17 protein-coding genes and 1 pseudogene are annotated in these 24,416 nt (G+C 72.2%); 10 read left to right on the top strand and 8 right to left on the bottom strand.

Going from position 1 to position 24,416, the window contains the following annotated elements; genetic code table 11:
• Position 1 precedes the first annotated feature (1 nt).
• The 5 genes from ACZ4U4_RS05895 to ACZ4U4_RS05875 all read left to right on the top strand — a co-directional run bounded on the left by ACZ4U4_RS05895 (position 2) and on the right by ACZ4U4_RS05875 (position 5,278).
• A complete protein-coding gene (locus ACZ4U4_RS05895; RefSeq protein ID WP_467869339.1) occupies positions 2–1,330 on the top strand; it encodes a sulfate adenylyltransferase subunit 1 in 1,329 nt (442 codons plus the stop codon).
• A gap of 214 nt (positions 1,331–1,544) precedes the next feature.
• Entirely contained in the window at positions 1,545–2,654 is a 1,110-nt protein-coding gene (locus tag ACZ4U4_RS05890; RefSeq protein WP_467869337.1) for an aliphatic sulfonate ABC transporter substrate-binding protein, read from the top strand.
• 34 nt (positions 2,655–2,688) lie between these two features.
• Entirely contained in the window at positions 2,689–3,519 is an 831-nt protein-coding gene (locus tag ACZ4U4_RS05885; protein ID WP_467869335.1) for an ABC transporter ATP-binding protein, read from the top strand.
• On the top strand, positions 3,506–4,501 hold the full coding sequence (locus ACZ4U4_RS05880; RefSeq protein WP_467869333.1) for an ABC transporter permease: 996 nt from the start codon (positions 3,506–3,508) through the stop codon (positions 4,499–4,501). Before ACZ4U4_RS05885 ends, ACZ4U4_RS05880 begins: the two co-directional genes overlap by 14 nt.
• A 3-nt stretch (positions 4,502–4,504) precedes the next feature.
• Entirely contained in the window at positions 4,505–5,278 is a 774-nt protein-coding gene (locus tag ACZ4U4_RS05875; protein WP_467869331.1) for a sirohydrochlorin chelatase, read from the top strand.
• A gap of 292 nt (positions 5,279–5,570) precedes the next feature.
• On the opposite strand, the pseudogene ACZ4U4_RS05870 reads toward ACZ4U4_RS05875, so the two are convergent.
• A pseudogene (locus ACZ4U4_RS05870) lies at positions 5,571–6,356 on the bottom strand (glycosyltransferase family 2 protein); the annotation flags it as partial.
• Positions 6,357–6,621: 265 nt separating this feature from the next.
• Positions 6,622–7,839 (bottom strand): S8 family peptidase, encoded by a 1,218-nt coding sequence (locus tag ACZ4U4_RS05865; RefSeq protein WP_467869329.1) that lies wholly within the window; start codon positions 7,837–7,839, stop codon positions 6,622–6,624.
• A 629-nt stretch (positions 7,840–8,468) separates the two neighbouring features.
• Here ACZ4U4_RS05865 and ACZ4U4_RS05860 point away from each other — a divergent pair.
• Entirely contained in the window at positions 8,469–9,359 is an 891-nt protein-coding gene (locus ACZ4U4_RS05860; protein ID WP_467869327.1) for an aminoglycoside phosphotransferase family protein, read from the top strand.
• Between the two features lie 27 nt (positions 9,360–9,386).
• On the opposite strand, the gene ACZ4U4_RS05855 is transcribed toward ACZ4U4_RS05860, so the two are convergent.
• Together ACZ4U4_RS05855 and ACZ4U4_RS05850 are read right to left on the bottom strand one after the other, a co-directional pair.
• The gene (locus ACZ4U4_RS05855) at positions 9,387–10,109 is read right to left on the bottom strand and encodes an exonuclease domain-containing protein (protein ID WP_467869325.1); all 723 of its coding nucleotides are present in this window, start codon (positions 10,107–10,109) and stop codon (positions 9,387–9,389) included.
• Between the two features lie 173 nt (positions 10,110–10,282).
• Positions 10,283–11,530 (bottom strand): SAV2148 family HEPN domain-containing protein, encoded by a 1,248-nt coding sequence (locus tag ACZ4U4_RS05850; protein WP_467869323.1) that lies wholly within the window; start codon positions 11,528–11,530, stop codon positions 10,283–10,285.
• Positions 11,531–12,148: 618 nt separating this feature from the next.
• Between ACZ4U4_RS05850 and glgX the strand changes: the two genes are divergently transcribed.
• Positions 12,149–14,302, top strand: coding sequence for a glycogen debranching protein GlgX (glgX, locus tag ACZ4U4_RS05845; RefSeq protein WP_467869321.1), 2,154 nt, complete (start codon positions 12,149–12,151; stop codon positions 14,300–14,302).
• A gap of 226 nt (positions 14,303–14,528) precedes the next feature.
• Here glgX and ACZ4U4_RS05840 read toward each other — a convergent pair whose 3' ends face one another.
• On the bottom strand, positions 14,529–15,074 hold the full coding sequence (locus tag ACZ4U4_RS05840; protein WP_467869319.1) for an FHA domain-containing protein: 546 nt from the start codon (positions 15,072–15,074) through the stop codon (positions 14,529–14,531).
• A 285-nt stretch (positions 15,075–15,359) separates the two neighbouring features.
• On the opposite strand from ACZ4U4_RS05840, the gene ACZ4U4_RS05835 reads away from it, so the two are divergent.
• From ACZ4U4_RS05835 to ACZ4U4_RS05825, 3 genes are all read left to right on the top strand, one after another.
• Positions 15,360–16,889, top strand: a complete 1,530-nt coding sequence (locus ACZ4U4_RS05835; protein ID WP_467869317.1) for a PucR family transcriptional regulator — start codon at positions 15,360–15,362, stop codon at positions 16,887–16,889.
• A gap of 172 nt (positions 16,890–17,061) precedes the next feature.
• A complete protein-coding gene (locus ACZ4U4_RS05830; RefSeq protein WP_467869315.1) occupies positions 17,062–17,997 on the top strand; it encodes a metallophosphoesterase family protein in 936 nt (311 codons plus the stop codon).
• Entirely contained in the window at positions 17,994–18,653 is a 660-nt protein-coding gene (locus ACZ4U4_RS05825; RefSeq protein ID WP_467869313.1) for a 4'-phosphopantetheinyl transferase family protein, read from the top strand. Before ACZ4U4_RS05830 ends, ACZ4U4_RS05825 begins: the two co-directional genes overlap by 4 nt.
• Positions 18,654–18,709: 56 nt before the next feature.
• Here the strand turns inward: ACZ4U4_RS05825 and ACZ4U4_RS05820 are convergent, their stop codons facing one another.
• From ACZ4U4_RS05820 to murC, 3 genes are all read right to left on the bottom strand, one after another.
• Positions 18,710–22,135: a DEAD/DEAH box helicase gene (locus ACZ4U4_RS05820; protein WP_467869311.1), complete on the bottom strand. Its 3,426-nt coding sequence runs from the start codon at positions 22,133–22,135 to the stop codon at positions 18,710–18,712.
• Between the two features lie 384 nt (positions 22,136–22,519).
• On the bottom strand, positions 22,520–22,927 hold the full coding sequence (gene msrB, locus ACZ4U4_RS05815; RefSeq protein WP_467869309.1) for a peptide-methionine (R)-S-oxide reductase MsrB: 408 nt from the start codon (positions 22,925–22,927) through the stop codon (positions 22,520–22,522).
• 14 nt (positions 22,928–22,941) lie between these two features.
• Positions 22,942–24,342, bottom strand: a complete 1,401-nt coding sequence (murC, locus tag ACZ4U4_RS05810) for a UDP-N-acetylmuramate--L-alanine ligase (RefSeq protein ID WP_467869307.1) — start codon at positions 24,340–24,342, stop codon at positions 22,942–22,944.
• Positions 24,343–24,416 lie beyond the last annotated feature (74 nt).

Genomic DNA, 24,416 nt, shown 5'->3' with positions numbered 1-24,416 from the left:
CATGAGCACTGTTGTTGAGCACGAAACCGCCTCGCTGCTGCGGTTCGCCACCGCCGGAAGCGTCGACGACGGCAAGTCCACGCTGGTCGGACGGTTGCTGCACGACTCCAAATCGGTCCTCGCCGACCAGCTCGAAGCCGTCGAGCGGGCCTCGCTGGGCCGCGGTCAGGAGGCGCCCGATCTGGCGCTGCTGACCGACGGGCTGCGCGCCGAGCGCGAGCAGGGCATCACCATCGATGTCGCCTACCGCTACTTCGCCACCCCGCGGCGCCGCTTCATCCTGGCCGACACCCCCGGGCATGTGCAGTACACCCGCAACATGGTCACCGGCGCCTCCACCGCCGAACTGGCCGTCGTCCTCGTCGACGCCCGCAACGGCGTGGTCGAGCAGACCCGCCGGCACGCCGCCGTCGCCGCCCTGCTGCGCGTCCCGCACGTCGTGCTGGCCGTCAACAAGATGGATCTGGTCGACTACGCCGAGCCGGTCTTCGCCGCCATCGCCGAGGAGTTCACCGCGTACGCCGCGTCGCTGGGCGTCCCGGAGGTCACCGCCATCCCGATCTCCGCGCTCGCCGGTGACAACGTGGTGTCCCCGTCGGCGCACATGGACTGGTACGGCGGTCCGACCGTCCTGGAGCACCTGGAGACCGTGCCCGTCGACACCGACCCGGCCGACGACCCGGTCCGCTTCCCGGTGCAGTACGTCATCCGCCCGCAGACCGCCGACCATCCCGACTACCGCGGCTACGCAGGTCAGATGGCCTCCGGCGTGCTGCGCGTCGGTGACACGGTGAGCGTGCTGCCGTCCGGCCGCACCTCCACCGTCACCGGCATCGACCTGCTCGGCCGGGCCGTCGAGGCCGCCTGGGCACCGCAGTCGGTCACCGTCACCCTCGCCGACGACCTCGACATCTCCCGCGGCGACCTGCTCGCCCCCGCGGCGGGCGCACCGGCCGTCACCCAGGACGTCGAGGCGACGGTCTGCCATGTCGCCGACCGTCCGCTCACCGCCGGTCAGCGGGTGCTGCTCAAGCACACCACCCGTACCGTCAAGGCGATCGTCAAGGAGATCCCGTCGCGGCTGACGCTGGACGACCTCTCCCAGCACCCGGCCCCCGGCGAACTGGCGGCGAACGACATCGGCCGGGTCCGCCTCCGTACCGCCGAACCGCTGGCCCTGGACGCCTACGCCGACTCCCGCCGCACCGGCTCCTTCCTGCTGATCGACCCGTCGGACGGCACCACGCTGACCGCGGGCATGGCGGGCACCGCCTTCGCGGCGCAGACGGCCGAGGAAGCCGCGGCCGACGACGAGGGCTGGGACTTCTGACCGTGCACCAGGACGTGTTCTCGACCTTCGCGAAGGAGGGCGGCCGCATCGGCAGCGGCGCCCTCGGCAGCGGGCAGGGCGGAGTCGGCCGATGTGTGAGCTGACGACGCACCACTCCGCCTGCCCGCTCACGCCCGTACGAAGACCCACCGCACCGCCGGGCGCGCCCTAGAGGGGCGCGTACTGCCCCGGCCCTACGAGAGGAACGCCTCCCGTGCCTGCCGTTCGACCCCGCCATCCGGCGGCTGCCGCCCTCGCCCTGCTGCTGCTCGGGGCGGTCAGCGCCTGCGGCTACGGCTCCGAGGCGAAGAAGGACCCGGCGGCTCAGGCCGCCGCCAAAGGACCGAAGACCGACGGCCTGGACACCGTCAAGATCGGCTTCTTCGGGAACGTCACCCACGCCACCCCGCTGATCGGCCTCCAGCAGGGGCTGTTCCAGAAGGAGCTGGGCGGCACGGCGGTGAAGTCCTCGGTCTTCAACGCGGGCCCCGCCGAGATCGAGGCACTCAACTCCGGCGCCATCGACATCGGCTGGATCGGCCCCTCCCCCGCGATCAACGGCTACGCCAAGTCCCACGGCAAGAGCCTGAAGATCATCGGCGGCTCGGCCTCCGGCGGCGTCTCGCTCGTCGTCAACCCCAAGAAGATCAAGAGCCTCGACGACCTCAAGGGCAAGAAGATCGCCACCCCGCAGCTGGGCAACACCCAGGACGTGGCGCTGCTCAACTACCTGGCGGAGAAGGGCTACCGCGTCGACGCCACCACCGGCAAGGGCGATGTCACCGTCCAGCGCACCGAGAACAAGGTGACGCCGACCGCCTTCCAGCAGGGCGCCATCGACGCCGCATGGGTGCCCGAGCTGACCGCCGCCAAGCTCGTCAGCGTCGGCGGCAAGACGCTGCTGGACGAGAAGGACCTGTGGAAGGACGGCAAGTTCGTCATCACGAACATGATCGTCTCGCAGAAGTTCCTGGCCGAGCACCCCAAGGCCGTCGAGGCGGTGCTGCGCGCCTCGGTGCGGACCAACGCCTGGATCCGCTCGCACCCCGCCGAGGCGGTCAAGGCGCTCAACGACAAGCTCGCCGACCCGCAGATCTCCGGCAAGGCGCTGCCCGCCGACATCATCGGCCCGGCCTTCAAGAACACCGACGTCACCGACGACCCGCTGGCCGCCACGCTCCAGCTGGAGGCGGACCACGCCGTCAAGGCCGGTCTGCTGCAGAAGCCGGACCTCCGGGGCATCTACGACCTGCGGCTGCTGAACAAGGTCCTCAAGGCCGAGGGCAAGAAGCCCGTCGACGCCGCCGGTCTCGGCAACGACTGACGCCCGCCCCGCAGCACTCCAGGAGGTGACCTTGATGACGACCACCACCCTCACCAAGCGGCCGGCCACCACGGCGGACGCGGGCCCGGCGGCCCCGTACGCCGCGCGCATCGACCATGTCTCGAAGTCCTTCGGCCGCCCCGGCGCCCGCCAGCACGTGCTCGACGACATCAGCATCGATGTCGCACCCGGCGAATTCGTCTGCCTGCTCGGCGCCTCGGGCTGCGGCAAGTCCACGCTGCTGAACCTGGTGGCCGGGCTCGACGCGCCGACGTCCGGCTCCATCGAGACGCCCGGCGGCCGCCCCGCGCTGATGTTCCAGGAACACGCCCTCTTCCCCTGGCTGACCGCCGGACGCAACGTCGAACTGGCGCTGCGGCTGCGCGGGGTGTCGCGCGCGGAGCGCCGCGAGGAGGCCGAACGGCTCCTCGAACTCGTCCGCCTCAAGGGCGCGTACGGCAAGCGCATCCACGAACTCTCCGGCGGTATGCGCCAGCGCGTCGCGATGGCGCGGGCCCTCGCCCAGGACAGCAGGCTGCTGCTGATGGACGAACCGTTCGCCGCGCTGGACGCCATCACCCGCGATGTGCTGCACGACGAACTGACCCGCATCTGGCACACCGCGAACGGCACCGCATCGGGCTCCGGCGGTCTGTCGGTGCTCTTCGTCACCCACAACGTCCGCGAGGCGGTACGGCTCGCCGAGCGCGTCGTGCTGCTCTCCTCCCGCCCCGGCCGGGTGGCCCGGGAGTGGCAGGTCGGCATCGACCAGCCGCGCCGCATCGAGGACGCCGCCGTCGCCGACCTCTCCGTCGAGATCACCGAACAGCTGCGTGGGGAGATCCGCCGCCATGGCCAGCACTGAGACCACCACCGGCCCCGCGGGGAACACGCCGGGCGACGCATCGGACGCCACGGGCACCCCGGCCGCGTCCGCCACCGCCGACGCCGCGGCGGCCACACCGGCCGACGGTGGCGCGGACCGGAACGGCACCGATCTGGCGGGCCTGGAGGCCGGGCTCGACGCCCTGGAATCCTCCGTCGCCGCCCGGCAACCCTGGCTGCGTACGCTCGCATCGAAGGCGCTCCCTCCCGTCATCGCCGTCGTCATCGTGCTGGTGCTGTGGCAGCTCGCCTACCACTTCGAGGTCAAGCCGCACTATCTGCTGCCGAGCCCCGTCGAGGTGGCCCGCTCCCTCCAGGAGAAGTGGCTGGAGGGCACGTTGCTGGGCTATGTGTGGACCAGCCTGTCCCGCGGTGCGCTCGGCTTCCTCGCCTCGGTGGTGCTCGGCACCGCGCTCGGACTCGTCGTCACCCGCGTCAAGGCGGTGCGGGCCGCGATCGGTCCGATCCTCAGCGGGCTGCAGTCGCTGCCGTCGGTGGCGTGGGTCCCGGCCGCGATCATCTGGTTCGGCCTGAGCGACGCCACCATCTACGCGGTGGTGCTGCTCGGCGCCGTCCCGTCGATCGCCAACGGTCTGGTGGCCGGGGTCGACCAGATCTCCCCTCTCTACCTGCGGGCGGGCCGCACCATCGGCGCGACCGGTGTGGCCGGGGTGCGGCACGTCCTGCTGCCGGCCGCGCTCCCCGGCTACATCGCCGGACTCAAGCAGGGCTGGGCGTTCTCCTGGCGCTCCCTGATGGCCGCCGAACTCATCGTCAACGCCCCCGACCTGGGCACCGGCCTCGGCCAGCTCCTGGAGCAGGGCCGGGAGTTCCAGGACATGCCCTGGGTGCTCTCCGCGATCCTGCTGATCCTCGTCGTCGGTATCGGTATCGAGCTGCTGGTCTTCGCACCGCTCGAACGGCGGGTGCTGCGCAGCCGCGGACTTCTGGTGAAGAGCTGAACCATGGACACCTCCCCCACCCTTCTCGTCGTCGCCCACGGCAGCCGCGACCCGCGGCACGCGGCCACCGTCTCCGCGCTCTGCGCACGGGTACGGGCGCTGCGGCCGGGGCTGCGCGTGGAGGCCGGGTATCTCGACTTCAACGCACCGGCCGTACCCCGCGTACTGGAACGGCTCGCCGCCGAGGGAACGCGGGAGGTGGTGGCGGTACCGCTGCTGCTCACCCGCGCCTTCCACGCGAAGTCGGACATCCCGGCGGCGCTGCGCGAGGCCACCGCGCGCCTGCCCCGGCTGACCGTCCACCAGGCCGAGGTGCTCGGCCCTTCCTCCTTGCTGACCGCCGCGTTGGAGCGGCGGCTGGCCGAGGCCGGGCTGCGGCCCGGCGACCGCCGCTCGACCGGGATCGTCCTGGCCGCGGCGGGCTCCAGTGACCCGGAGGCGATCGCAGTGATCGCTGAAACCGCGCGGGAGTGGCGGCGCACCGCTGGTTGGTGTGCCGTGCGGCCTGCGTTCGCCTCCGCATCTCTGCCCCGCACGGCCGACGCCGTGCGGGCCCTGCGGTCCGAGGGCGCCGCACGCGTCGCCGTCGCCCCGTACGTCATCGCGCCCGGCTTCCTGCCGGACCGCATCGCCCGGGGCGCCCGGGAGGCACGGGCCGATGTACTGGCACCGGTACTCGGCCCCGCCCCGGAGCTGGCTCGACTGCTGCTGCGGCGTTACGACGCATCGGCCACCGCCCGGGCCGGGCGACGGGAGCGGCCGGTTCTGGTCGCCTGAGCGGGCGGGCGGCGGGCGGCGGGGTGTCGGCCCGCCCCTTCTCGTAGACCGTCAGGCCCTTCGACAGACCGAGCGGTACCAGGAGCAGTTCGACGACGAGGGCTTTCCAGGCGTAGACGAGGTTGACCGCCTTGGTGGCGTAGACGCAGGGCAGATCCCGCAGCACGGCGAGGGTCCGCAGTCCGCGGCGCCGGGCGGCGTAGAGGAGGGGCGGTGCGGTCAGGAGCAGATCGGTCCCGGCCCACCAGCCGAGGGTGGCCGGCAGCGGCCGGTCGGTGAGGGCCGCCAGCGCGAACGGGGTCGCCCACCACAGCGGGGCGGTGACGATCTCGAAGACGGCGAGCGTCACCCAGAGCGCGAGCAGCGGTTTGTGCCGGATCAGCGCGCCGAGGTGGAGCCGGACGTTCTGGCAGAAGCCCGCCATCCACCGCCAGACCTGTTTGCGCAGATAGGTGAGGTCTTCCGGATCTGCGGCGAGGGCCACCGCATCGGAGACGTAGACCGCCGTGCGCCCGGCGATCTGCTGGCTCCACGTGTAGTCCATGTCCTCCACGATGGTGCGCTCGGGAAAGCCGCCGAAGGCCACCAGGTCCGCGCGGCGGAAGACGGAGCAGCAACCGGAGCAGACCATGGGGCTGTTGGCGCGGGCCTGGATGGGCCGGTGCCAGTGGAAGCCGAAGAGGTACTCGGTGGAGCGGCCGCGTTCCCAGATCGTGCGGGTGTGGCGGGTGCGTACCGTGCCGGCGGCGACGGTGACGGCCGGGTCGTCGAAGACCGGCAGCACCGTCTCGATGTAGTCGGGCGCGAGGACGGTGTCGGCGTCGACGGCGAGCACCAGATCGGTGGTGCAGTGCGGCAGCGCGTAATTCTGCGCCCGGGCCTTGCTGCCGAGGTTCCGCGGCGGGCGCAGCACGGTGCCGCCGTGTGCGGCGGCCACCTCGCCCGTGCGGTCGGTGGAGGCGTCGTCGACGACGAGGACGCGGTCAGGTGGCACCGTCTGCCGCGCCAGTGACTCCAGCGTGGCGGGCAGCCCCTCCTCCTCGTTGTGTGCGGGAACGATGACGGTGATGGTGTGCATGCCGAACTCCCCCTGCGGTGCGAAGTGCGCCGGCCACGAGCGTGAGCAGCCCGATGAGGCCGTAGACGAGTGTGCTGATGCCGATGAACGGCAGTCCTCCGTGCATGCGACAGACGGTAGTGAGAGGACGCCCGTCGCGTTTTCCGGAGGCATCCTCCTGTGGATAACTCCGCGTTTCCGCACGGCACTTCGACGCAACGACGCCGGCCGCCGCGCCCCGTGGGGGCGAGCGCGACGGCCGGCGTGTGGTGCTGGGGGAAGTCGGTTACTCGACGACCTTCAGCAGCTTGTTGGGCGTGCCCTCGCTCGGGTTCGAGATCTTGTCCGCCGTGGCGCCGTCCGTGAGGGCCTTGGCGACCGCGTCCGGCTTGGCGTCCGGGTGGGCGCCGAGGTAGACCGCGGCCGCACCCACGACGTGCGGGGTGGCCATGGAGGTGCCGGAGATGGTGTTGGTGGCGTTGTCGTCGGTGTTCCAGTCCGAGGTGATGTCGGAGCCGGGGGCGTAGAGGTCGACGACGCTGCCGTAGTTGGAGAAGTCGGACTGCTCGTCCTTGTTGGTGCTGGAGGCGACCGTGATGGCCTCCTTCACCCGCGCCGGGGAGCCCTGCGAGGCGTCGGCCGACTCGTTGCCCGCCGCGACGGCGAAGGTCACACCGGAGGCGATGGCCTTCTTGACGGCCGCGTCGAGCGCCTCGTCGGCGCCGCCGCCGAGCGACATGTTGGCGACCGAGGGGCCCTTGTGGTTCTTGGTCACCCAGTCGATACCGGCGACGACCTGCTCGGTGGTGCCGGAGCCCTGGTCGTCCAGCACGCGGACGGCGACGATCTTGGCCTTCTTGGCGACACCGTGGTCGGTGCCGGCGATGGTGCCCGCGACGTGCGTGCCGTGGCCGTTGCCGTCGTTGGCGTCGTTGTCGCCGTCGACCGCGTCGAAGCCGTAGGAGGCACGGCCGCCGAAGTCCTTGTGCGAGATGCGCACGCCGGTGTCGATGACGTAGGCGGTCGCACCCTCACCCGCGGAGTCGGGGTAGGTGTACTTCTTGTCGCCCTGGGTGTCCTCCTGGTCGATGCGGTCCAGGCCCCACGACGGCGGGTTGTCCTGGGTGGCGTCGATGTGGAACTTCTTGTTCTGGACGACCTTGTCGACGGCCGGGTCGGCGGCGAGGCGCTTGGCCTCGTCGGCGCTCAGGCCGGTGGCCGAGAAGCCGTTGAGGGCGGCGGTGTAGTTCCGCTTGACCTTGCCGCCGTACTTGGAAGCGAGGTCGTTGTGGGCGGTGGCGGACACCGAGGCGCTGCCTATCGACTTCTTCATCATGACGATGTAGCTGCCGTTGACGGCACCCTTGGCCTCGGCACCGTAAATCTTGCCTTCGGCGGGCGTCGCACCGGCGGTGACCGCGGTGACGGCGGCGATACCAGTGGCGGCTACGGCAGCGGTGATTGCTGTGACGAGCCGCTTCTTGCTGGAACGCTTGTGAGCCATAGCGAGGGTTTCTCCTCGTTCGTGGTGTGGGGGGAAAGCGTTGCGCAATGGCCCGGTTCGACAGGAAGTCCTGCACCGGGCCGGATCGAAACCCTGTCGGATTGACGAGTCCAATTCAAGGCCAGCCGCCCCTTGTGAGATAAACAACAACCCTGCATAAAGACAAAATCGGTCACAAGTGGACCAAAAGAAGCGGGTAGTTGAATATTCGAGCCTCAATAGCGTTTACATTTCGGCAATCTGCGGTTACAGACCGTGGAGTGGCCGCTACCGAGGGCCTGTTGACGTACGAGGTCCGTGCCGCGCCGTAGCTGATGGCCCGACGGGCGGAATGACCGTCAGGCGTCGCGGCGTCAGGCCGTCGTGCGTCCCGCCCGTTTCCTCGGCTGTGTCGCGATGGCGTTGCCTGCGGAGGACGGCATGCAGGTTCGGTGACCGGAAGCCGCTCCCCCCTCGCGAGCCCCTGGTCCGCCACCGAGCGCGCCGCCGCACCCGGCTGCGTGCGGCTCCGTGCCGACCCGGTGCCGGCTCCGTCCGGGATCCGCCCCTCGCCGTCCCCGGCCTGCCCGCCGGGCCCGGCGCCCGCACCTGCGAAACTGGGCACGTCACGCCCGGCAGGAGGAATCACCATGAACGAACCGCGCCCCGGCGCCTTCACCGAGGCCCGCGCCCGCGCCGCGCTGGCGGCCGCCGGGCGGCCCGACGCCGCGGCCGACGCGCGGCTGCTGTCGCTCGGCGAGAACGCCGTCTTCGCGCTCGGCGCGCGCGGGCCGGTCATCCGGGTCGGCCGCAGCGCCGAACTCCTCGAACGTGCCGAGCGGGAGCTGGCCGTGGCCCGCTGGCTGGAGGACGCCGGCATCCCCGCCGTCCGCGCCGCCGAACCGCAGGCACAGCTCGCCGACGGTCACCCCGTGACGTACTGGGAGCGGCTGCCGGACACCGTCCGGCCCGCCGAGCCCGCCGACCTCGCGGCGCTGCTGCGGCTGGTGCACGCGCTGCCGGAGCCGCCGTTCACCCTGCCGCGGCGGGAACTGCTGGGCGGCGTCGAGCGGTGGCTGCGGCTGGCCGGGGACGCCGTCTCACCGCAGGACGCGGAGTATCTGCGCGGCCGCCGGGACGCCTTCGCGCTCGCCGCGACGGCGCTGGAGCCGCATCTGCCGCGCGGCCCCATCCACGGTGACGCCCTGCTCCGCAACGTCCATGTCGGGCCCGACGGGCCGGTCCTGGTCGACCTGGAGACCTTCTCCTCCGATCTGCGCGAGCACGACCTCGTGGTGCTGGCCCTCAGCCGCGACCGCTACGGGCTGGCCGCCGAGGCGTACGACACCTTCGTCTCCGTCTACGGCTGGGACGTACGGGACTGGGAGGGGTGCGCGGTGCTGCGCGGCTCCCGGGAGACCGCCAGCTGCGCCTGGGTCTCCCAGCACGCACCGGGCAATCCGGCGGCACGTACGGAGTTCGCCCGGCGCATCGCCTCGCTGCGCGAGAAGGACACGACCGTGCGGTGGTATCCGTTCTGACGATGGGCCAGGGCGGCGGCGGGCGGGTCAGTCGCGGGATGCCTGGTGCGGGATGAGCGGCCAGGCGCCCTCGACATACGCCTCCGGCTTGCCCGAACGCCGCAGATACGCCTGGAAGTCGGCGGCCTGCTCGGCCGCCGCACCCTCCTGGAGCGTGTGCAGCGCCTCCGGGGACGGCAAGGCGACGGCCGGATACCGCTCGCCTATCCGCCGGGCGACACCGGCCGCGGCGACGGCGTCGGCGCCCGCCTCGTGCGCACCGTCGAGCGGCACACCGTAGTGGCCGCAGAGGGCCTGGAGGGCGCGCTTACCCTTGCGGTAGCGGTCGACGTGGCGGTCCAGGACCAGCGGGTCGATGACCGGGGAGGGAGCGCGGCCCAGGCGCTCGGTCAGGGGCCGCACGCCGTGGCGGCGGCACTCCCGGTCCAGGAGCGAGAGGTCGTACCGGGCGTTCATCACCACCAGGGGTATCCCGGCGCCCAGGGCCTCGGCCAGGGCCTCGGTGATCTCCTCCACGGCGGTTCTCGGCGGGGTGCCGTGCTCGCGGACGTAGGCGGTGGACATGCCGTGGATCGCGGCGGCCTCCTCGGGCACCGGGACGCCCGGGTCGATCAGCCACGTCTGCCGGACCACGGTCGTGCCGTCGCCGTCCAGGCGGATCAGCGCGGCGGTCACGATGCGGTCCCGCTCGATGTCGGTGCCCGTGGTCTCCAGGTCGAAACCGGCCAACAGGTCCTGATGCCAGCTCATGGCGGGGCCTCCTTCGGTGGTGCGTCCCCCGTTGCTCCGCCACTCTCGCACGCGCCACTGACAACGCGACCGGCGCCCGCGAACGGAAGGGGACGAAGCGGGCGGTGGGCTGCGGGTGCGGGGCGCGGCGGGCCCCGTCCGGAGCGCGGCACCCGGACCGGCTCCATCCCAGGTCAGGACACCGGCCGGGAGTCCGCCCACTCGCTCTCGAACTCCTCGCGGTAGGTCTCGAAGAGCCCGGCCTCGCCCTCCCGGCCCGCGCCACCCTGGCGGACCACGTCCCGGCCGCCGCCGCGCAGCACCAGCACGGGCGATTCCATGCCGCGGCTGCGGCGCAGATAGCTCTGGACGACGGCCAGCCCGTCGGGCCCGTCCCCGTCGACGAGGTAGGCGGTGAACCGCGGGGTCTCGTCGAAGACCTGGATCTCGAACGCCCCCGGGTCGCGCAGGCGTGCCCGTACCCGCCGCATGTGCAGGATGTTCATCTCGATGGAGCGGCTCATCTCGCCCTTCTTCAGCCCGATCTCGCGCTCCCGGCGGCGGACCGCGCTGCTCGCGGGGTTGAGGAAGAGCAGCCGGATCCGGCAGCCCGACTCGGCGAGGTGGACCAGGCGGCGGCCGGAGTAGTTCTGCACGAGGAGGTTGAGCCCGATGCCGACCGCGTCGAGGCGGCGGGCGCCGCCGAACAGGTCCTCGGCGGGCAGCTGCCGCTGGAGCCGCACCCGGTCCGCGTGGACGCCGACGACATCGGCGTAGCGGTCGCCCACCAGGTCCTCGACGGCGTCGATGGGCAGCCGTCCGGAAGTGCGGGTGCCGCTGCCGGAGCCCAGGAGGTCCAGCAGCCGGGCGGAGGCGCGCTCCGCCTGGGCGAGGACGGTCTCCGACAGGGCGCGGTTGCGGGAGACGATGTTGCGGGCCACCTCCAGCTCGTCGAGGCCCAGCTCGACGTCGCGGCGGTCGTCGAAGTACGGCTCGAAGCAGGGCCAGTGCTGGACCATCAGCTCCCGCAGCTGCGGCAGGGTCAGGAAGCTGACGATGTTGTCGTCGGCGGGGTCGAGGAGGTAGCCCTTGCGGCGGCTGACCTCCCGGACGGCCACCGCACGCTGGACCCACTCCTGTCCGGCCGGTCCGGCGGCGGCGATCACCCATTCGTCGCCGTGCACCGGCTCGTAGATGGGGCGCAGCACCGCGGAGACCACGGCGCGCAGCCGCTGCTCGACAAGATTCAGCCAGATGTAGGCGCGACCGGCCCGGCGGGCGCGGGTGCGCACCTCGCTCCAGGCTTCGGCGCCCCAGTCGAGTTCCGCGCCGATTTCCAGTGGCCGCGCCAGCGACACCGCGCCGGGCGGCGCGTCGACGGAGCCGCCCTCATGGCCCTCGTGACCCTCGTCACCAGGGGGCAACTCCAGCCCGCCGCTCACCTGCCACCACCTTCCGAACCTCCGTGCCAACGATCAAGGCAGACTACTGCGGCGCGGGGAACGGTGCAGCAGGATGGGGCGACCCGTCCGTCAACTCCCCATGTCAGAGGTGGCCGTTGCGCCCCGAAATGCGGGGGGGACGTGAGCGGATTCATAGCCGTATCGCCACCGGGAGCCCGTGGTGCGACCCCGGGGCGCGGACCCGGCGTCGCCCGGGAGTCGTCGTCCCGGAGGCTGTCGCGGGCCTTGTCCACCGCAGGTCCGCACCCTCGGTGCAGGATCCGGGACGGCTGACGCAAGGGCGCGTGCGGGCGCGCGGCGATGCCGGGACGCGCGGGGCTCGAACGCCCGGGCGCCGGGTGATTGGCCGGGCCATGACTGGTGGACTCCCTCTGGATGAGCTAGCCGCTACCGCATCTGGCGTACGGGAGCTGGTCACCGGCCGCAGGCGGTGACGACACGACAGAAAGGTCCCACTAGGCTCGAAAATGCCCGCTTTCCGGGGAAAGTCGGGGGATGTACCAGCTCTGCGGGGCGGGCCGGGGAAGGATCGATGCGGTCCGCGGACGTGTGTCGTGGAGCGACCGCAGCCCCCGACGAGAAGGTGGAAGCCGACGCATGCAGGTCTGGCCGGGACAGACGTATCCGCTGGGCGCCACCTACGACGGCGCCGGCACCAACTTCGCGGTCTTCTCCGAGGCCGCCCGGCGCATCGAGCTGTGCCTGCTCCACGAGGACGGGACACAGACCGCCGTCGAACTGCGGGAGAGGGACGCGTTCGTCCGCCACGCCTACCTCCCCGGGGTGATGCCGGGCCAGCGCTACGGCTTCCGGGTGCACGGCCCCCACGACCCGGCACGCGGCCACCGCTGCAACCCCGCCAAGCTCCTCCTGGACCCCTACGCGCGCGCCCTGAGCGGCCGGATCGACTGGCACGAGGCCGTCTACGGCTACCACCACGGCCGCCCCGAATCCCGCAACGACCTGGACTCGGCGCCGCACACCATGGCGTCGGTGGTGGTCAACCCGTACTTCGACTGGGGCGACGACCGGCCGCCGCGCACCGCGTACCACGAGACGGTGCTCTACGAGGCGCACGTCAAGGGCCTCACCATGCGCCACCCGGACCTCCCCGAGGAGCTGCGCGGCACCTACGCGGCGCTGGCGCATCCGGCGGTCATCGGGCATCTGACGCGGCTGGGGGTGACCGCGCTGGAGCTGATGCCGGTGCACCAGTTCGTCCACGACCACCGGCTGGCCGACGCCGGGCTCGCCAACTACTGGGGCTACAACACCATCGGTTTCTTCGCCCCGCACAACGCCTACGCGTCCTGGGGCGACCGGGGGCAGCAGGTGCTGGAGTTCAAGTCGGCGGTACGGGCGCTGCACCGTGCGGGCATCGAGGTGATCCTCGACGTCGTCTACAACCACACCGCCGAGGGCAACCACCTGGGCCCCACGCTCTCCTTCCGGGGGCTGGACAACGCCTCGTACTACCGGCTCGCCGAGGACCGTCGGCACTACACGGACACCACCGGCACCGGGAACTCCCTGCTGATGCGGAGCCCGCACGTCCTGCAGCTGGTGATGGACTCGCTGCGCTACTGGGTGCAGGAGATGCACGTCGACGGCTTCCGGTTCGATCTGGCGGCGACGCTGGCACGGCAGTTCCACGAGGTGGACCGGTTGTCGTCCTTCTTCGACCTGGTGCACCAGGACCCGGTGGTCAGCCAGGTCAAGCTGATCGCGGAGCCCTGGGACCTCGGCGAGGGCGGCTATCAGGTGGGCAACTTCCCGCCGCTGTGGACGGAGTGGAACGGCAAGTACCGCGACACGGTGCGCGACCTGTGGCGGGGCGAGCCGCGCACACTGGCGGAGTTCGCCTCCCGGCTGACCGGCTCCTCGGACCTCTACCAGGGCGACGGACGCCGCCCGATCGCCTCGGTGAACTTCGTGACCTGCCACGACGGCTTCACCCTGCACGACCTGGTGGCGTACGACGAGAAGCACAACGAGGCCAACGGCGAGGACAACCGCGACGGGGAGCGGTTCAACCGGTCGTGGAACTGCGGCGCCGAGGGCCCGACGGACGACCCCGGCATCCGGACGCTGCGGGCGCGCCAGATGCGGAACTTCCTCGCCACCCTGATGCTGTCCCAGGGGGTGCCGATGCTGTCCCACGGCGACGAGTTCGGCCGCAGCCAGGGCGGCAACAACAACGCGTACTGCCAGGACAACGAGGTCTCCTGGGTGCGCTGGCCGGCGCCGGAGGACACCGGGGAGCGTGAGCTGCCGGCGTTCGTACGGCGTCTGGTGCGGCTGCGGCGCGAGCACCCGGTGTTCCGGCGGCGGCGCTTCCTCCAGGGACGGCCGGTCCCGGGGGCCGAGGACGCGCTGTCGGACATCGCGTGGTTCACCGCCGACGGGACGGAGATGGGGCCGGACGACTGGGAGTCCGCACAGGCAAGGTCCCTGATGGTTTTCCTCAACGGCCGGGCGATCTCGGAGCCGGGCCCCCGGGGCGAACCGATCACGGACGACTCGTTCCTGCTGCTCTTCCACGCACACCCCGAGGACCAGGAGTTCACCGTTCCGCCGTGCCACGGGCGGCAGTGGCAGGTGGTGGTCGACACCGCGCAGCCGCTCGCCGCGGACGGCACGGACGGCGCCGGGGCCGTGGTGAAGGCCGGCGACCGCCTGACGCTGACCGGGCGCAGCCTGGTGGTGCTGCAGCGGCCCACCGAGCCGTACGGGCCGGTGGGGCCCGCGTAGGGCCCGGGGCGGTCCGCGCGGCCGGTCAGTGCACCAGCAGGTCGATCACGCCCGTCAAGATCCTCCTCGCCACCGCCGTCGGCCAGGCGACGGCGCATCAGCGCGAAGGCGCCCTCCGGCACCAACAGCGCCCGGGCCGCCTTGTCGTCCGTCCGATCGCCGCGCGCCGGCCGACCCTGCCCCCCGCGGCCCGGCCGCTCCCGCCGGTGGCCCCGGGCCGCGCCCGTCACCGCTCCGTCAGGACGTAATCCATGTTCCCGAAGCTGATGTGGTCGCCGGGACCCACCGGGACCTCGCCGACCACCCGGAGGCCGTTGACGCAGGTGCCGTTGGTCGAGCCGAGGTCGCGCAGCATCCAGCCGTTGCCCTCGCTGCGGAGTTCGGCGTGGTTGCGGGAGACCGTCTCGTGGTTGAGCCGCAGACCGGCGCCGGGCGCCCGCCCTATGCTCAGCGGGATCGGCCCCGGCACCGGGAGCATCAGCTTCGGCAGCCGCTCCGTGCGCCAGGCGCGGCGGATCCGCAGGTGGAACGCCGACACCCGGCCCACCCCCCGCAACAGCGCGCCCTGTACCTTGCCGCGGCTCTCCAGATCGGCGGTGGCCAGGGAGAGTTCGGAGTGTTGCTGCGCGGTGAGAACCAGTTCGAGCCGGCGCAGAAAGGTGTCCTGCGACAGCCGTCCCTCCGCGGCGCCCTCGCGTAGCAGATGCAGCGCACGTTCCCGGTCCGCGTCCGACGGGCGCGCCGGTCGGGCGGGGAAGTCGAGCGAAGTCATGCGCTGATTCTCCGGGGCGGGTGACCCGCTGTCCAGGCGAGGTAGCCGTTCCGGCCGCCCCGGGGCACGGACCTGACGTCGTACCAGGTCCGCACCACGGCGACCGGGCGTACGGGGTTGCCGTGCCCGCCCCGGTACGGCCCCCGCGGGCAGCCCGGTACCGCGCATCCGCCGGGCCCGGCGGCGCACGCGGCGGCCGACGCGCCGGGGCGCGGCCCGGCGGGCGGCGGCGCGCGTGGAGGCCCGCGCGCCCCCACACCGTCGGCGGTGACGGAAACTGTCCCCATGCCCCTGCGTATCGCCGACCTGCTGGCCCGGACGGACCTCGCGCTGTCCGCCGGTTACGACGTCCCGCCGCCGCTGCGGGAGCGCGCCGTCGAGGCCGCGACGGTCTCCGACCTGCTGCGGCCCGGAAAGTGGCTGCAGGGCGGCGAGTTGCTGATGACCATCGGGCTGCTGCTGCCGGACGACACGGACGGCTGCCGGGAGTACGTACGCGACGTCGCCGGGGGCGGCGCCGCCTGCCTGGCGCTCGGCCTCGGGCACGACCTGCCGTACCAGGAGGCGCCCCGGCCGCTGGTCGACGCCGCGCGGGAGGCCGGGCTGCCGCTGCTGACCGTCCCGGACGAGGTCCCGTTCATCGCCGTCACCAAGGCGGTCTTCGCGGCCCGGGCCGACGAGCGGCGTGCGGCGCTGCACCGGTCGTTCGCCACCCAGCGGCGGCTGACCGCCGCGGCGGTCGGCGGCGGGCTGCCGTCCGTGCTGCGCGAGTGGACCGCCGCCACCGGGGTGGGCGCCACCGTCCTCGACCCGTTGGGCCGCCCCCTGGCGAGCGGCGCGGCCCCCGGGGACGACGTACCGCCCCCGGACGCGGCCCGTGACCTCGTCGACCGGGTCGCCGCCCAAGGGCTGCGCACCAGCGCGACCAGCGCGGCCGGCGGCCACCACCTGGAGGTGCAGCCGCTCGGCGCCCGGCGGCTGCGCGGGCTGCTGCTGCTCACCGGCCGCCCGGACGGCGCCGCCCGCGCCGTCGTCCCCGGCCTCGTCTCGCTGCTCTCCCTGGAGCTGGAGCGCCGCCACCTGCGGGACGAGCCGGAGCGCCGCCGCCGCTCGGCGCTGCTGTCCGAGCTCCTCGCCGACGATGGGCCGACCGCCGAACGCGCCGGTGACCTGCTGGTTTCGGCGGGTCTGACGGCCGGGCGGGTGCGGGGCGTCGCGGTCGAGGCGCCCGGCGGGTCGGACGGCGCGGCGCAGGCGGCGGCCGCCCGGGACCTCGCCGCCGATCTGGCGCTGGCCCTGCCCGGTGGCCTGGTGCGGGTCCGCGGTGGGGTGGTGGAGGCGGTGGCCGCGGAGGAGTGCGACGTCCGCGAGGTGCTGGGGCGGTTCGCACCGGGCCGTCCCGCCGGTATCGGACCGGCCACCGCACCGGTGTCCGCCCGGGTGTCGCTGCGTCAGGCCACCGGGCTGCTCGGTGTCAGCCGGGCCACCGGCGAACCGGCCGAGGCCCGCAGCTCCGGCACCAGCCGCCTGCTGCTGGGCCTCGGCGACCGGCCGACGCTGCTCGGCTACGCCGACACCGTGCTGGGCCCGCTCGACCTCGACGACCACGGCGCGGAGCTGGTGGCGACGCTCACCGCGTGGCTGGAGACCGGCGGCGCCTGGGACGCCACCAGCCGCCGCCTCGGCGTCCACCGCCACACCGTCCGCAACCGCCTCGACAAGGCCATGGCCCTCACCGGACGCCACCTCGACGACCCGGACGACCGCTTCGACCTCTGGCTCGCCACCCGCATCCGCCGGGGCACCGCCCCGTAGGGGTACCCGTTCCCCGGGAACGTCGGGAAACCATCCCGCCCCAGGACGACCGCACCGGCCCCGGAACACCGCCCGACCGGCCCCGGCGGCGCTCCGCCGGTCCGGGCCGACGCGCCCCGGCCGCACCGGGGGCCCCTTCCCTCCCCCCTCCCCCACGGTCTTTACTGCGCGGGTGACTTACGAGATCCGCGCCACGGGCCCACTGCCCCACGCCCCCGACCGTCCCCGGCCCGCCGACGGCCCCGGCACGCCGGGCGACCGGCCCGGGAAGCTCGTCGCCGTCAGCGACCTGCACGTCCGGTACGACGAGAACCGCGAGATCGTCGACCGGCTACGGCCGGAGTCGGACGCCGACTGGCTGCTGGTCGCCGGGGACATCGGCGAGCAGATCGCCGACATCCGCTGGGCCCTCACACTGCTCCGCGACCGCTTCGCCCAGGTGGTGTGGGTCCCCGGCAACCACGAGCTGTGGACCCCGCCCGACGACCCGGTACAGCTGCGCGGCGTCGCCCGCTACGAGCATCTGGTGGCCATCTGCCGCGAGTTGGGCGTCCTCACCCCCGAGGACCCGTACCCCGTCTGGGAGGGCGACGGCGGCCCCGCCGTCATCGCGCCGCTCTTCCTCCTCTACGACTACACGTTCCGGCCGCCGGGCACCCACGACAAGGATTCCGCGCTCGCCACCGCCCAGGAGGCGGGCGTGATCTGCACCGACGAGTACCTGCTGCACCCGGATCCGCACCCGAGCCGCGACGCCTGGTGCCGGGAGCGGCTCGCCCTCACCGAGGCGCGGCTCAAGGAGATCCCCGAGGAGCTGCCCACCGTCCTCGTCAACCACTTCCCGCTGGTCCGCGAGCCGTTGCGGCCGCTGCGCTACCCGGAGTTCTCCCTGTGGTGCGGCAGCGCGGCCACCGACGACTGGCCGCGCCGCTTCCGCGCCCGGACCGTCGTCTACGGCCATCTGCACATCCCGCGCCTGCTGACCTGCGACGGCATCCCGCACCAGGAGGTGTCGCTGGGCTATCCGCGCGAATGGCGCCCGCGCGCGAAGGAGCCGGGGCGCCCGGTGCAGATCCTGCCGCCCGTGACCGCCGGGGTCCCGGCATGATCGAGAAGCTGCTGCCGCCGCCGATCGCGACCGCCGAGGCGTTCGAGGACCGGCCGCTGGACGAGATGTTCCCCGAGGAGCGGGCGGCCGTGGCCCGCGCCGTCCCCTCCCGGCAGCGGGAGTTCGGCACCGTACGGTCCTGTGCCCGCGCGGCGCTCGCGACGTTCGGCATCCCGCCGGCGCCGCTGGTGCCCGGGGCCGACCGGGCGCCCCGGTGGCCGGAGGGGCTGGTCGGCGCGATGACGCACTGCACCGGCTACCGCGCCGCCGCCGTCGCCCGCGCCACCGACGTCCGCTCCGTCGGCCTGGACGCGGAGCCCAACGAACCCGTCCGCGACCCCGGCGTCCTCGGCCTCATCACCCTGCCCGAGGAGCGCGCCGCGCTGCCCGCGCTGCAGGCGGCCCAGCCGGAGATCCACTGGGACCGGCTGATCTTCAGCGCCAAGGAGAGCGTCTACAAGGCGTGGTATCCGCTCACCGGCCGCTGGCTGGGCTTCGAGGACGCCGTCCTCACCCTCGACCCCACGGACGCGTCGTTCACCGCCCGGCTGCTGGTCGAGGGCCCTCAGATCGACGGCCAGCAGCTCACCACCTTCCACGGGGGCTGGCTGGTCGCCGACGGTCTGGTGGTGACGGCGGTGACGGTGGAGCGCTGAGAGCGGGCCGGGGCGCGCGATGCGCGTGCCCCGGCCGGCTTGGGGCCAACCACCGTCTACCGGGTGAAACGTCGAAGCTGAGGCGCAAGGGCCGAGAAGTGACGCAGCCCACGCCACGATTCGTAATCGCCGATCACGATCAGGCGGCGCTTGGCCCGGCTGACCGCGACGTTGAGGAGGTTGGGCTTGGCAGCGGCCCAGCGTCGGGAGCCGGCCGCGTCAGGGTGTGTCCCCAGGATGATGACGACGACGTCCGCTTCCTTGCCCTGTGCGGTGTGCACCGTACCGACGCGTTCGTACGGGACCAGATCCCGGAGGACGTCCGCCGCGTGCGCCGCGACCTCGCGGAAGGGGCTGATGACATACAGCTCGTCCCGCGGCAGCCCTTCGTCGAAGAGGCGGCTCACGGCATCGACGAGCGCGCTCCCCTCGGCCGGCACCCATTTGCCACTCGCTTCCTGGGAGCGCACGTCCCACCAGAAACTCCGCGGTAGCGGGCCGAACTCGCCTCTGTCGCCGACGCCGTGCACCATGAGTCCGCCGTAGGCGATCTCATTACTGACGGTGAACATCGGGTCGTCACAGCGCCGGTGGACGCGCAGCGGCGAGCCGACCCATGCCTGCGTCGATCCATCGGGGAGCTGAGCGGGCAACATCGTGCCCCAACATCCCAACCTGTCCGCCACCTGCTGGGCGGACGTCCACGAAGGTACCCACTCCTGTGTCACATGATGGTGCTCCCGCAGCCGCTGCTGGGCCGTCCACGGGAGGACGACGACCGGCTCCAGCTGCAGCGGATCGCCCACCAGGACCGCCCGGCGGCTGCGCCAGAGCGCCCCCACCGGCATCTGGGGAGATGCCTGCCCGGCCTCGTCCACGAACAGCCAGCCGAGGTCCTCCCTGCCGAGGCCGGCGAAGAGCCGGTCGTACGAGGCGAAGGTGGTGGAGACGACCGGCACGGTGAGAAAGAGGTTCTGCCATGCGGCCCTTACGGCTGCCGGCTTCAAGTCTTTCGGTGCGTCACCGCCGACGACGTCCATGGCCGCATGGAGATTCTTGAGCATGACGTCACCCGCGGCGCTCAAGAAGGCCCGGTGCAGACGCAGCGCTTCGAGAAACAGCCGGGTGCGGGCAGCGGCGAACTCCTCGTCGGCCCAGGGGGCGGACTTCTCACGGCGTTCAACGGTCTCCCGGTCGGCTTCCGGGGTGAAGTCCGCCGGATCGGGAACGTGCGCGCCCCAGCGCTCACCTGCCGTCCGCACGGTCTGCTCCAGCGTATCCACCCGGGCCTGCCGAGCACGTACCGTCTCGATCAGGCGCTGGGCGGCGTCCGCCTCGCGCCGAGCCCCGTCGAGCCGCGCTCGCGCCACCGTGACGGCCCCGGCTGCCTGTTCGACGAGCCCGGTGAGGCGTTCGTACTCGTCCTGCCAGGTCCGATTGGCGCGGCCACCGGTGAACAGGCTTTGCAGCACGCCCGGTTGAAGAGACCGGTGATCGTACTGACGCTCCCGGGCTTCCTGCTCAGCCTCTTGCAGACGCTCCATCTCGCTCAAGGCCGCAGCGGCCCTCCGACGCAAGGAACGCAGCGCTTCGACCGCCGGTGCGAGACCCCCGACCCTCTCGGCCAGATCCGCTCGTGCCCCGGCAAGGTCCCGTAGGGCCTGCGCCACCCGTTGGCGCTCGTCCCGCATCTGCTCCACCGTCCGGCGTGCGGTCTTGAAGCGGCGTACGGCCTCTGCCCAGTCGACCGGCTCCGTGGGCTGCCCGCTCCGTCCGCTCAGCACGTGGAACAGCCCCAGGTCCGTACGGGTGCGCTTCGTCCCGCCTCGTGGGGCCTTCTCCCGCAGGTTGCCCCACCAGAAGCTCTCGGTGAATTCACCCCGGTTCTTACGATTGCCCAGGCGTGCCGCGACAGCACCCCACGCATCGGCTCCGCCCAGCATCAGCGACGCCTGCTCGGACAGATACGCAGCTTCGCCCCTCCACTGCGAGGCGATTGCGCCCAGGGAGGGGATCTCGTCGGTGATGTTCTGCACCGCTCCGTTGTTGGCCGAGGCGACCACCATCTCGTAGCCTGCCAGCTGCGGTTTCAGCTCCCGGACGGTCCGGGAGAACTGCTCGTTACGCCAGCTGTGACTCTTGCCGAAGGCATGCTGCGGTGTGGGCAGTTCGGCCAGTGCGCAAGCTCTTCGGGTGATCAGTGCGGCAATGACGTCGCGCAGCATGGTCGTCTTGCCGGTGCCCGGCGGTCCGTTCACGGAGAAGACGCCGCCGCTGCCGTCCAGTGCGGCAAGGAGCTTGTTCACCGCGAACTGCTGGCTGAGTACCAGGGACCGGTCGGTGGCAGAGGGCCACCTGCCCAACGGAATGTGCTCCGGGGCCACGCCTTCCCACACCTTTTCCGGCCGCTCGCGTACGTCCTGGCGCCGTCCGGTGTCGATCCCCGGGGTTTCCGTCAGGTATGCCTCCAGGGCAGGCCCGGTGCTGCCCTGCGTCAGCTCAGCCGCCACCCGCTCCAGGTCGTCCGCGATGAAGCTGTTGAGGAAGTCCTGCGCCACGGTCTCGCCGTCCCGGTCTTCACGCACCTGAACGCTCTTCACCCGGGCGGCATCGGGTACCAGATCGGCGGTCACCCCGAATTGTCCGGCCAGCCATGCGGTGAAGGCGGCTATGTCCTCGAAGGCCAGCGGGCGGGTGCCGAGATTGTCCGGCATCCGCTGCCCGGAGTCCGCCTCTCCTCCCGGGGCCGTACCGTCGTCGCTCCCGTGCTCGCGTACGGCGTCGATCGTCCCCTGCGCCAACGTCTCGGTGGCCTTGCCGGCAGCTGACTGCGCTGCCTTGCCCACCACTCCTTGGACCGCCTCACCCACTGCACCGCGCACGAGGTCACCAAGACCTGAGACCACTCCGCCGGTCATCGCGTCGGCGACCAGCTTCCCGGCGACTGCCAGGAGCCCTCCGGGACCGGAGCGACCGCCCTGTACATCGAGCTTTCCGTCCCCCAGGTCCAGCATCTGTCGCTCACACGCCTCGGCGTCCTCGGCGAACCCGTCCAGCCAGCGCGCGTCGGACGGCCCCGGCGACCGGGTACGCCCGACCGCCCAGGCACAGGCCGAGAAGAAGACCGAGTCCTTCAGAAGCAGGCCGTCCTGGTTGACGGTGAACGACATGAGGGCACTGTCGCCGCTGATCCTGCCGTCGCGGTCCTCGCCCGCCGAGTCGGGGAAGACTTCGTCGAGCACATCCCGTACCCGCTCGATGGCGAACACCCCGCAGTAGACGGTGTGCTGCCAGGTGTGCTTCGGGCGAAGCCTCGGCAGCCGCGCGCCGTCCTCCCACGGCAGCGGCCGGTCCTGTCTGACGGCGAACACCTGATCGGCCGGTTTGACGGCTGGGGCCTTCTGCGGGCTGAACAGTTCGACCGCTCGCCAGAAGCGCACCACATCCGCCCTGCGCCGCCGCTCTCCGGACACCGCCGCCACCAGGATCAGCCCCCTCCGCCCGCACCGTACCGAGCTGATCAGCCTAGCCACGGTCGAGCAGACCGGACCACCAGAACAGCTGGTTCACACGCTCTCCCCACCGCACAAGATCGAATCGCCGAGAGCGTGAAGGGAAACAGGGGTACGTCGCCCACCAGGTACAGCTCGCCATCGACCGCACGATCGGGGTGGAGCACAAGGCCGATCAACTCGGGCAGCTGCTGCGTGACGCCGTGGTGTCCGATCCGGCGGTGTCCCCGTCTACCTGATCAAGGAACACTTGGGGAAGGACATCATCGCCGGTCCCGTTCCGCCAAGCGCCGGTAGGGCGCCGCCCCACGAGGTTCGCTCCTGCGTGACGACGCCCTGTTCCTGAGTGGCCCGTCACCCCGCGTCGGGCGTCAGCCGCAGCGAGATGGAGTTGATGCAGTACCGCTGGTCGGTCGGGGTGGCGTACCCCTCGCCCTCGAAGACATGCCCCAGGTGGGAGCCGCACTTCGCGCAGCGGACCTCGGTGCGGACCATGCCGTGGGAGCGGTCCTCGATCAGCTCGACCGCTGTGGAGTCCTTCGGGTCGTAGAAGGACGGCCAGCCGCAGTGGCTGGCGAACTTGGTGTCGGAGCGGAACAGCTCGGCGCCGCAGCCGCGGCAGGAGTAGACGCCCTCGGTGGTGGTGTCGGTGTACTCGCCGACGAAGGCGGGCTCGGTGCCCGCCTGCCGCAGCACCTGGTACTCGCCGGGGCTCAGCTCGGCGCGCCACTGTTCATCGGGTTTGTCGATCTCGTACGGCATGGGGTCTCCTCAGCTCAGCCGGCCAGGCGGGACAGGATCGCGGGGCCGAGGTCGGTGACGTCGCCCGCGCCCATGGTGAGAACAAGGTCACCGGCCTTCGCCATTCCGGCGACGGCGTCCGGGACGGCGGTGCGGTCGGCGACGGCGGTGACGTCGGCACCGGCGGCGCGCGCGGCGTCGACGATCAGGGCGCTGGTGATGCCGGGGATCGGGTCCTCACGGGCCGGGTAGATGTCGAGGACGACGGAGGCGTCGGCGAGGGCGAGCGCCTGGCCCATCTCCTTGCCCAGCTCCTGGGTGCGGGAGAAGAGGTGCGGCTGGAAGACGACCAGCACGCGGGCGTCCTCGGCGGCAGCGCCGCGGATGGCCTCCAGGTCGGCGGTCACCTCGGTGGGGTGGTGCGCGTAGGAGTCGATGACCTGCACGCCGGCCGCCTCGCCCTTGAGCTGGAGGCGGCGCTTGACACCGGTGTACGTGCCGAGCGCGGAGGCGAGGTTGTGCGGCGGCAGGCCCAGGGCGATACCGGCGGCGAGGGCGGCGACGGCGTTGTGGGCGTAGTGGCTGCCGGGGACGGAGACGGTGAAGGTCAGGATCCGGCCGGTGGCCAGGGAGACGCTGACGTCGCTGGTCAGACCGCGCGGGTTGATCTTCAGGATGCGGACGTCGGCGTCCTTGGACTCGCCGTAGGTGACGACCTGGATGTCGAACTTCCCGGCGATCTTCGCGGTCAGCTCACGGGCGCCGGGGTGGTCCGCGGAGATCACCAGCGTGCCGCCGGGGCGGATGCGGCCGGCGAAGGTCTCGAAGGACTCGTAGATCTCGTCCATCGAGGCGTAGTTGGCGTGGTGGTCCAGCTCGACGTTGAGGACGATGGCGACCTCGGGCGCGTACTTGTGGAAGCTGCGGTCGCTCTCGTCGGCCTCGGCGACGAAGATCTCGCCGGTGCCGTGCTCGGCGTTGGAGCCGGGGGCGTCGAGATCGCCGCCGATGGCGTACGACGGCTTGAGGCCGAGCGAGGTCAGGGAGACGGCGAGCATGGAGGTGGTCGTCGTCTTGCCGTGGGTGCCGGCGACGGCGATCGGGCGGACGCCGTCCATCAGGGCGGCCAGCGCGTCGGAGCGGTGCACCACCGGGATACCACGCTCCCGGGCGGCGGCCAGCTCGGGGTTGTCGTCGCGGATCGCGGAGGAGACGACGACGGCGGTGGCGTCCGCGGCGAGATGCTCGGCGGCGTGGCCGATGTGGACGGTGGCGCCCAGCTCGCGGAGGGCGGCGGCGGTCGCGGACTCCTTGGCGTCACTGCCCGCGACGCGGGCGCCGCGCTGCGCGAGGATCTTGGCGATGCCCGACATACCGGCTCCGCCGATGCCGATGAAGTGCGGTCGGTCCATCGAGGCTGGGATGGCGGCTGCCATGGGTGACTCCCTGATCGTCGCGGCTCTCGTGCTGCGGTCGATTCTCGCACCCACCTCCGACAACGCGTGCCCGG

It is taken from the genome of Streptomyces sp. NPDC029159 (genome assembly GCF_055564055.1).
Note: the sequence above shows the minus strand (reverse complement) of the source record. Positions and strands in the feature narration are given on the sequence as shown.

Coding starts and splice junctions, on each gene's coding strand:
- ACZ4U4_RS05895 (WP_467869339.1), top strand. CDS start 2: ATGAGCACTGTTGTTGAGCACGAAACCGCCTCGCTGCTGCGGTTCGCC.
- ACZ4U4_RS05885 (WP_467869335.1), top strand. CDS start 2,689: ATGACGACCACCACCCTCACCAAGCGGCCGGCCACCACGGCGGACGCG.
- ACZ4U4_RS05880 (WP_467869333.1), top strand. CDS start 3,506: ATGGCCAGCACTGAGACCACCACCGGCCCCGCGGGGAACACGCCGGGC.
- ACZ4U4_RS05875 (WP_467869331.1), top strand. CDS start 4,505: ATGGACACCTCCCCCACCCTTCTCGTCGTCGCCCACGGCAGCCGCGAC.
- ACZ4U4_RS05865 (WP_467869329.1), bottom strand. CDS start 7,839: ATGGCTCACAAGCGTTCCAGCAAGAAGCGGCTCGTCACAGCAATCACC.
- ACZ4U4_RS05860 (WP_467869327.1), top strand. CDS start 8,469: ATGAACGAACCGCGCCCCGGCGCCTTCACCGAGGCCCGCGCCCGCGCC.
- ACZ4U4_RS05855 (WP_467869325.1), bottom strand. CDS start 10,109: ATGAGCTGGCATCAGGACCTGTTGGCCGGTTTCGACCTGGAGACCACG.
- glgX (WP_467869321.1), top strand. CDS start 12,149: ATGCAGGTCTGGCCGGGACAGACGTATCCGCTGGGCGCCACCTACGAC.
- ACZ4U4_RS05840 (WP_467869319.1), bottom strand. CDS start 15,074: ATGACTTCGCTCGACTTCCCCGCCCGACCGGCGCGCCCGTCGGACGCG.
- ACZ4U4_RS05835 (WP_467869317.1), top strand. CDS start 15,360: ATGCCCCTGCGTATCGCCGACCTGCTGGCCCGGACGGACCTCGCGCTG.
- ACZ4U4_RS05825 (WP_467869313.1), top strand. CDS start 17,994: ATGATCGAGAAGCTGCTGCCGCCGCCGATCGCGACCGCCGAGGCGTTC.
- msrB (WP_467869309.1), bottom strand. CDS start 22,927: ATGCCGTACGAGATCGACAAACCCGATGAACAGTGGCGCGCCGAGCTG.
- murC (WP_467869307.1), bottom strand. CDS start 24,342: ATGGCAGCCGCCATCCCAGCCTCGATGGACCGACCGCACTTCATCGGC.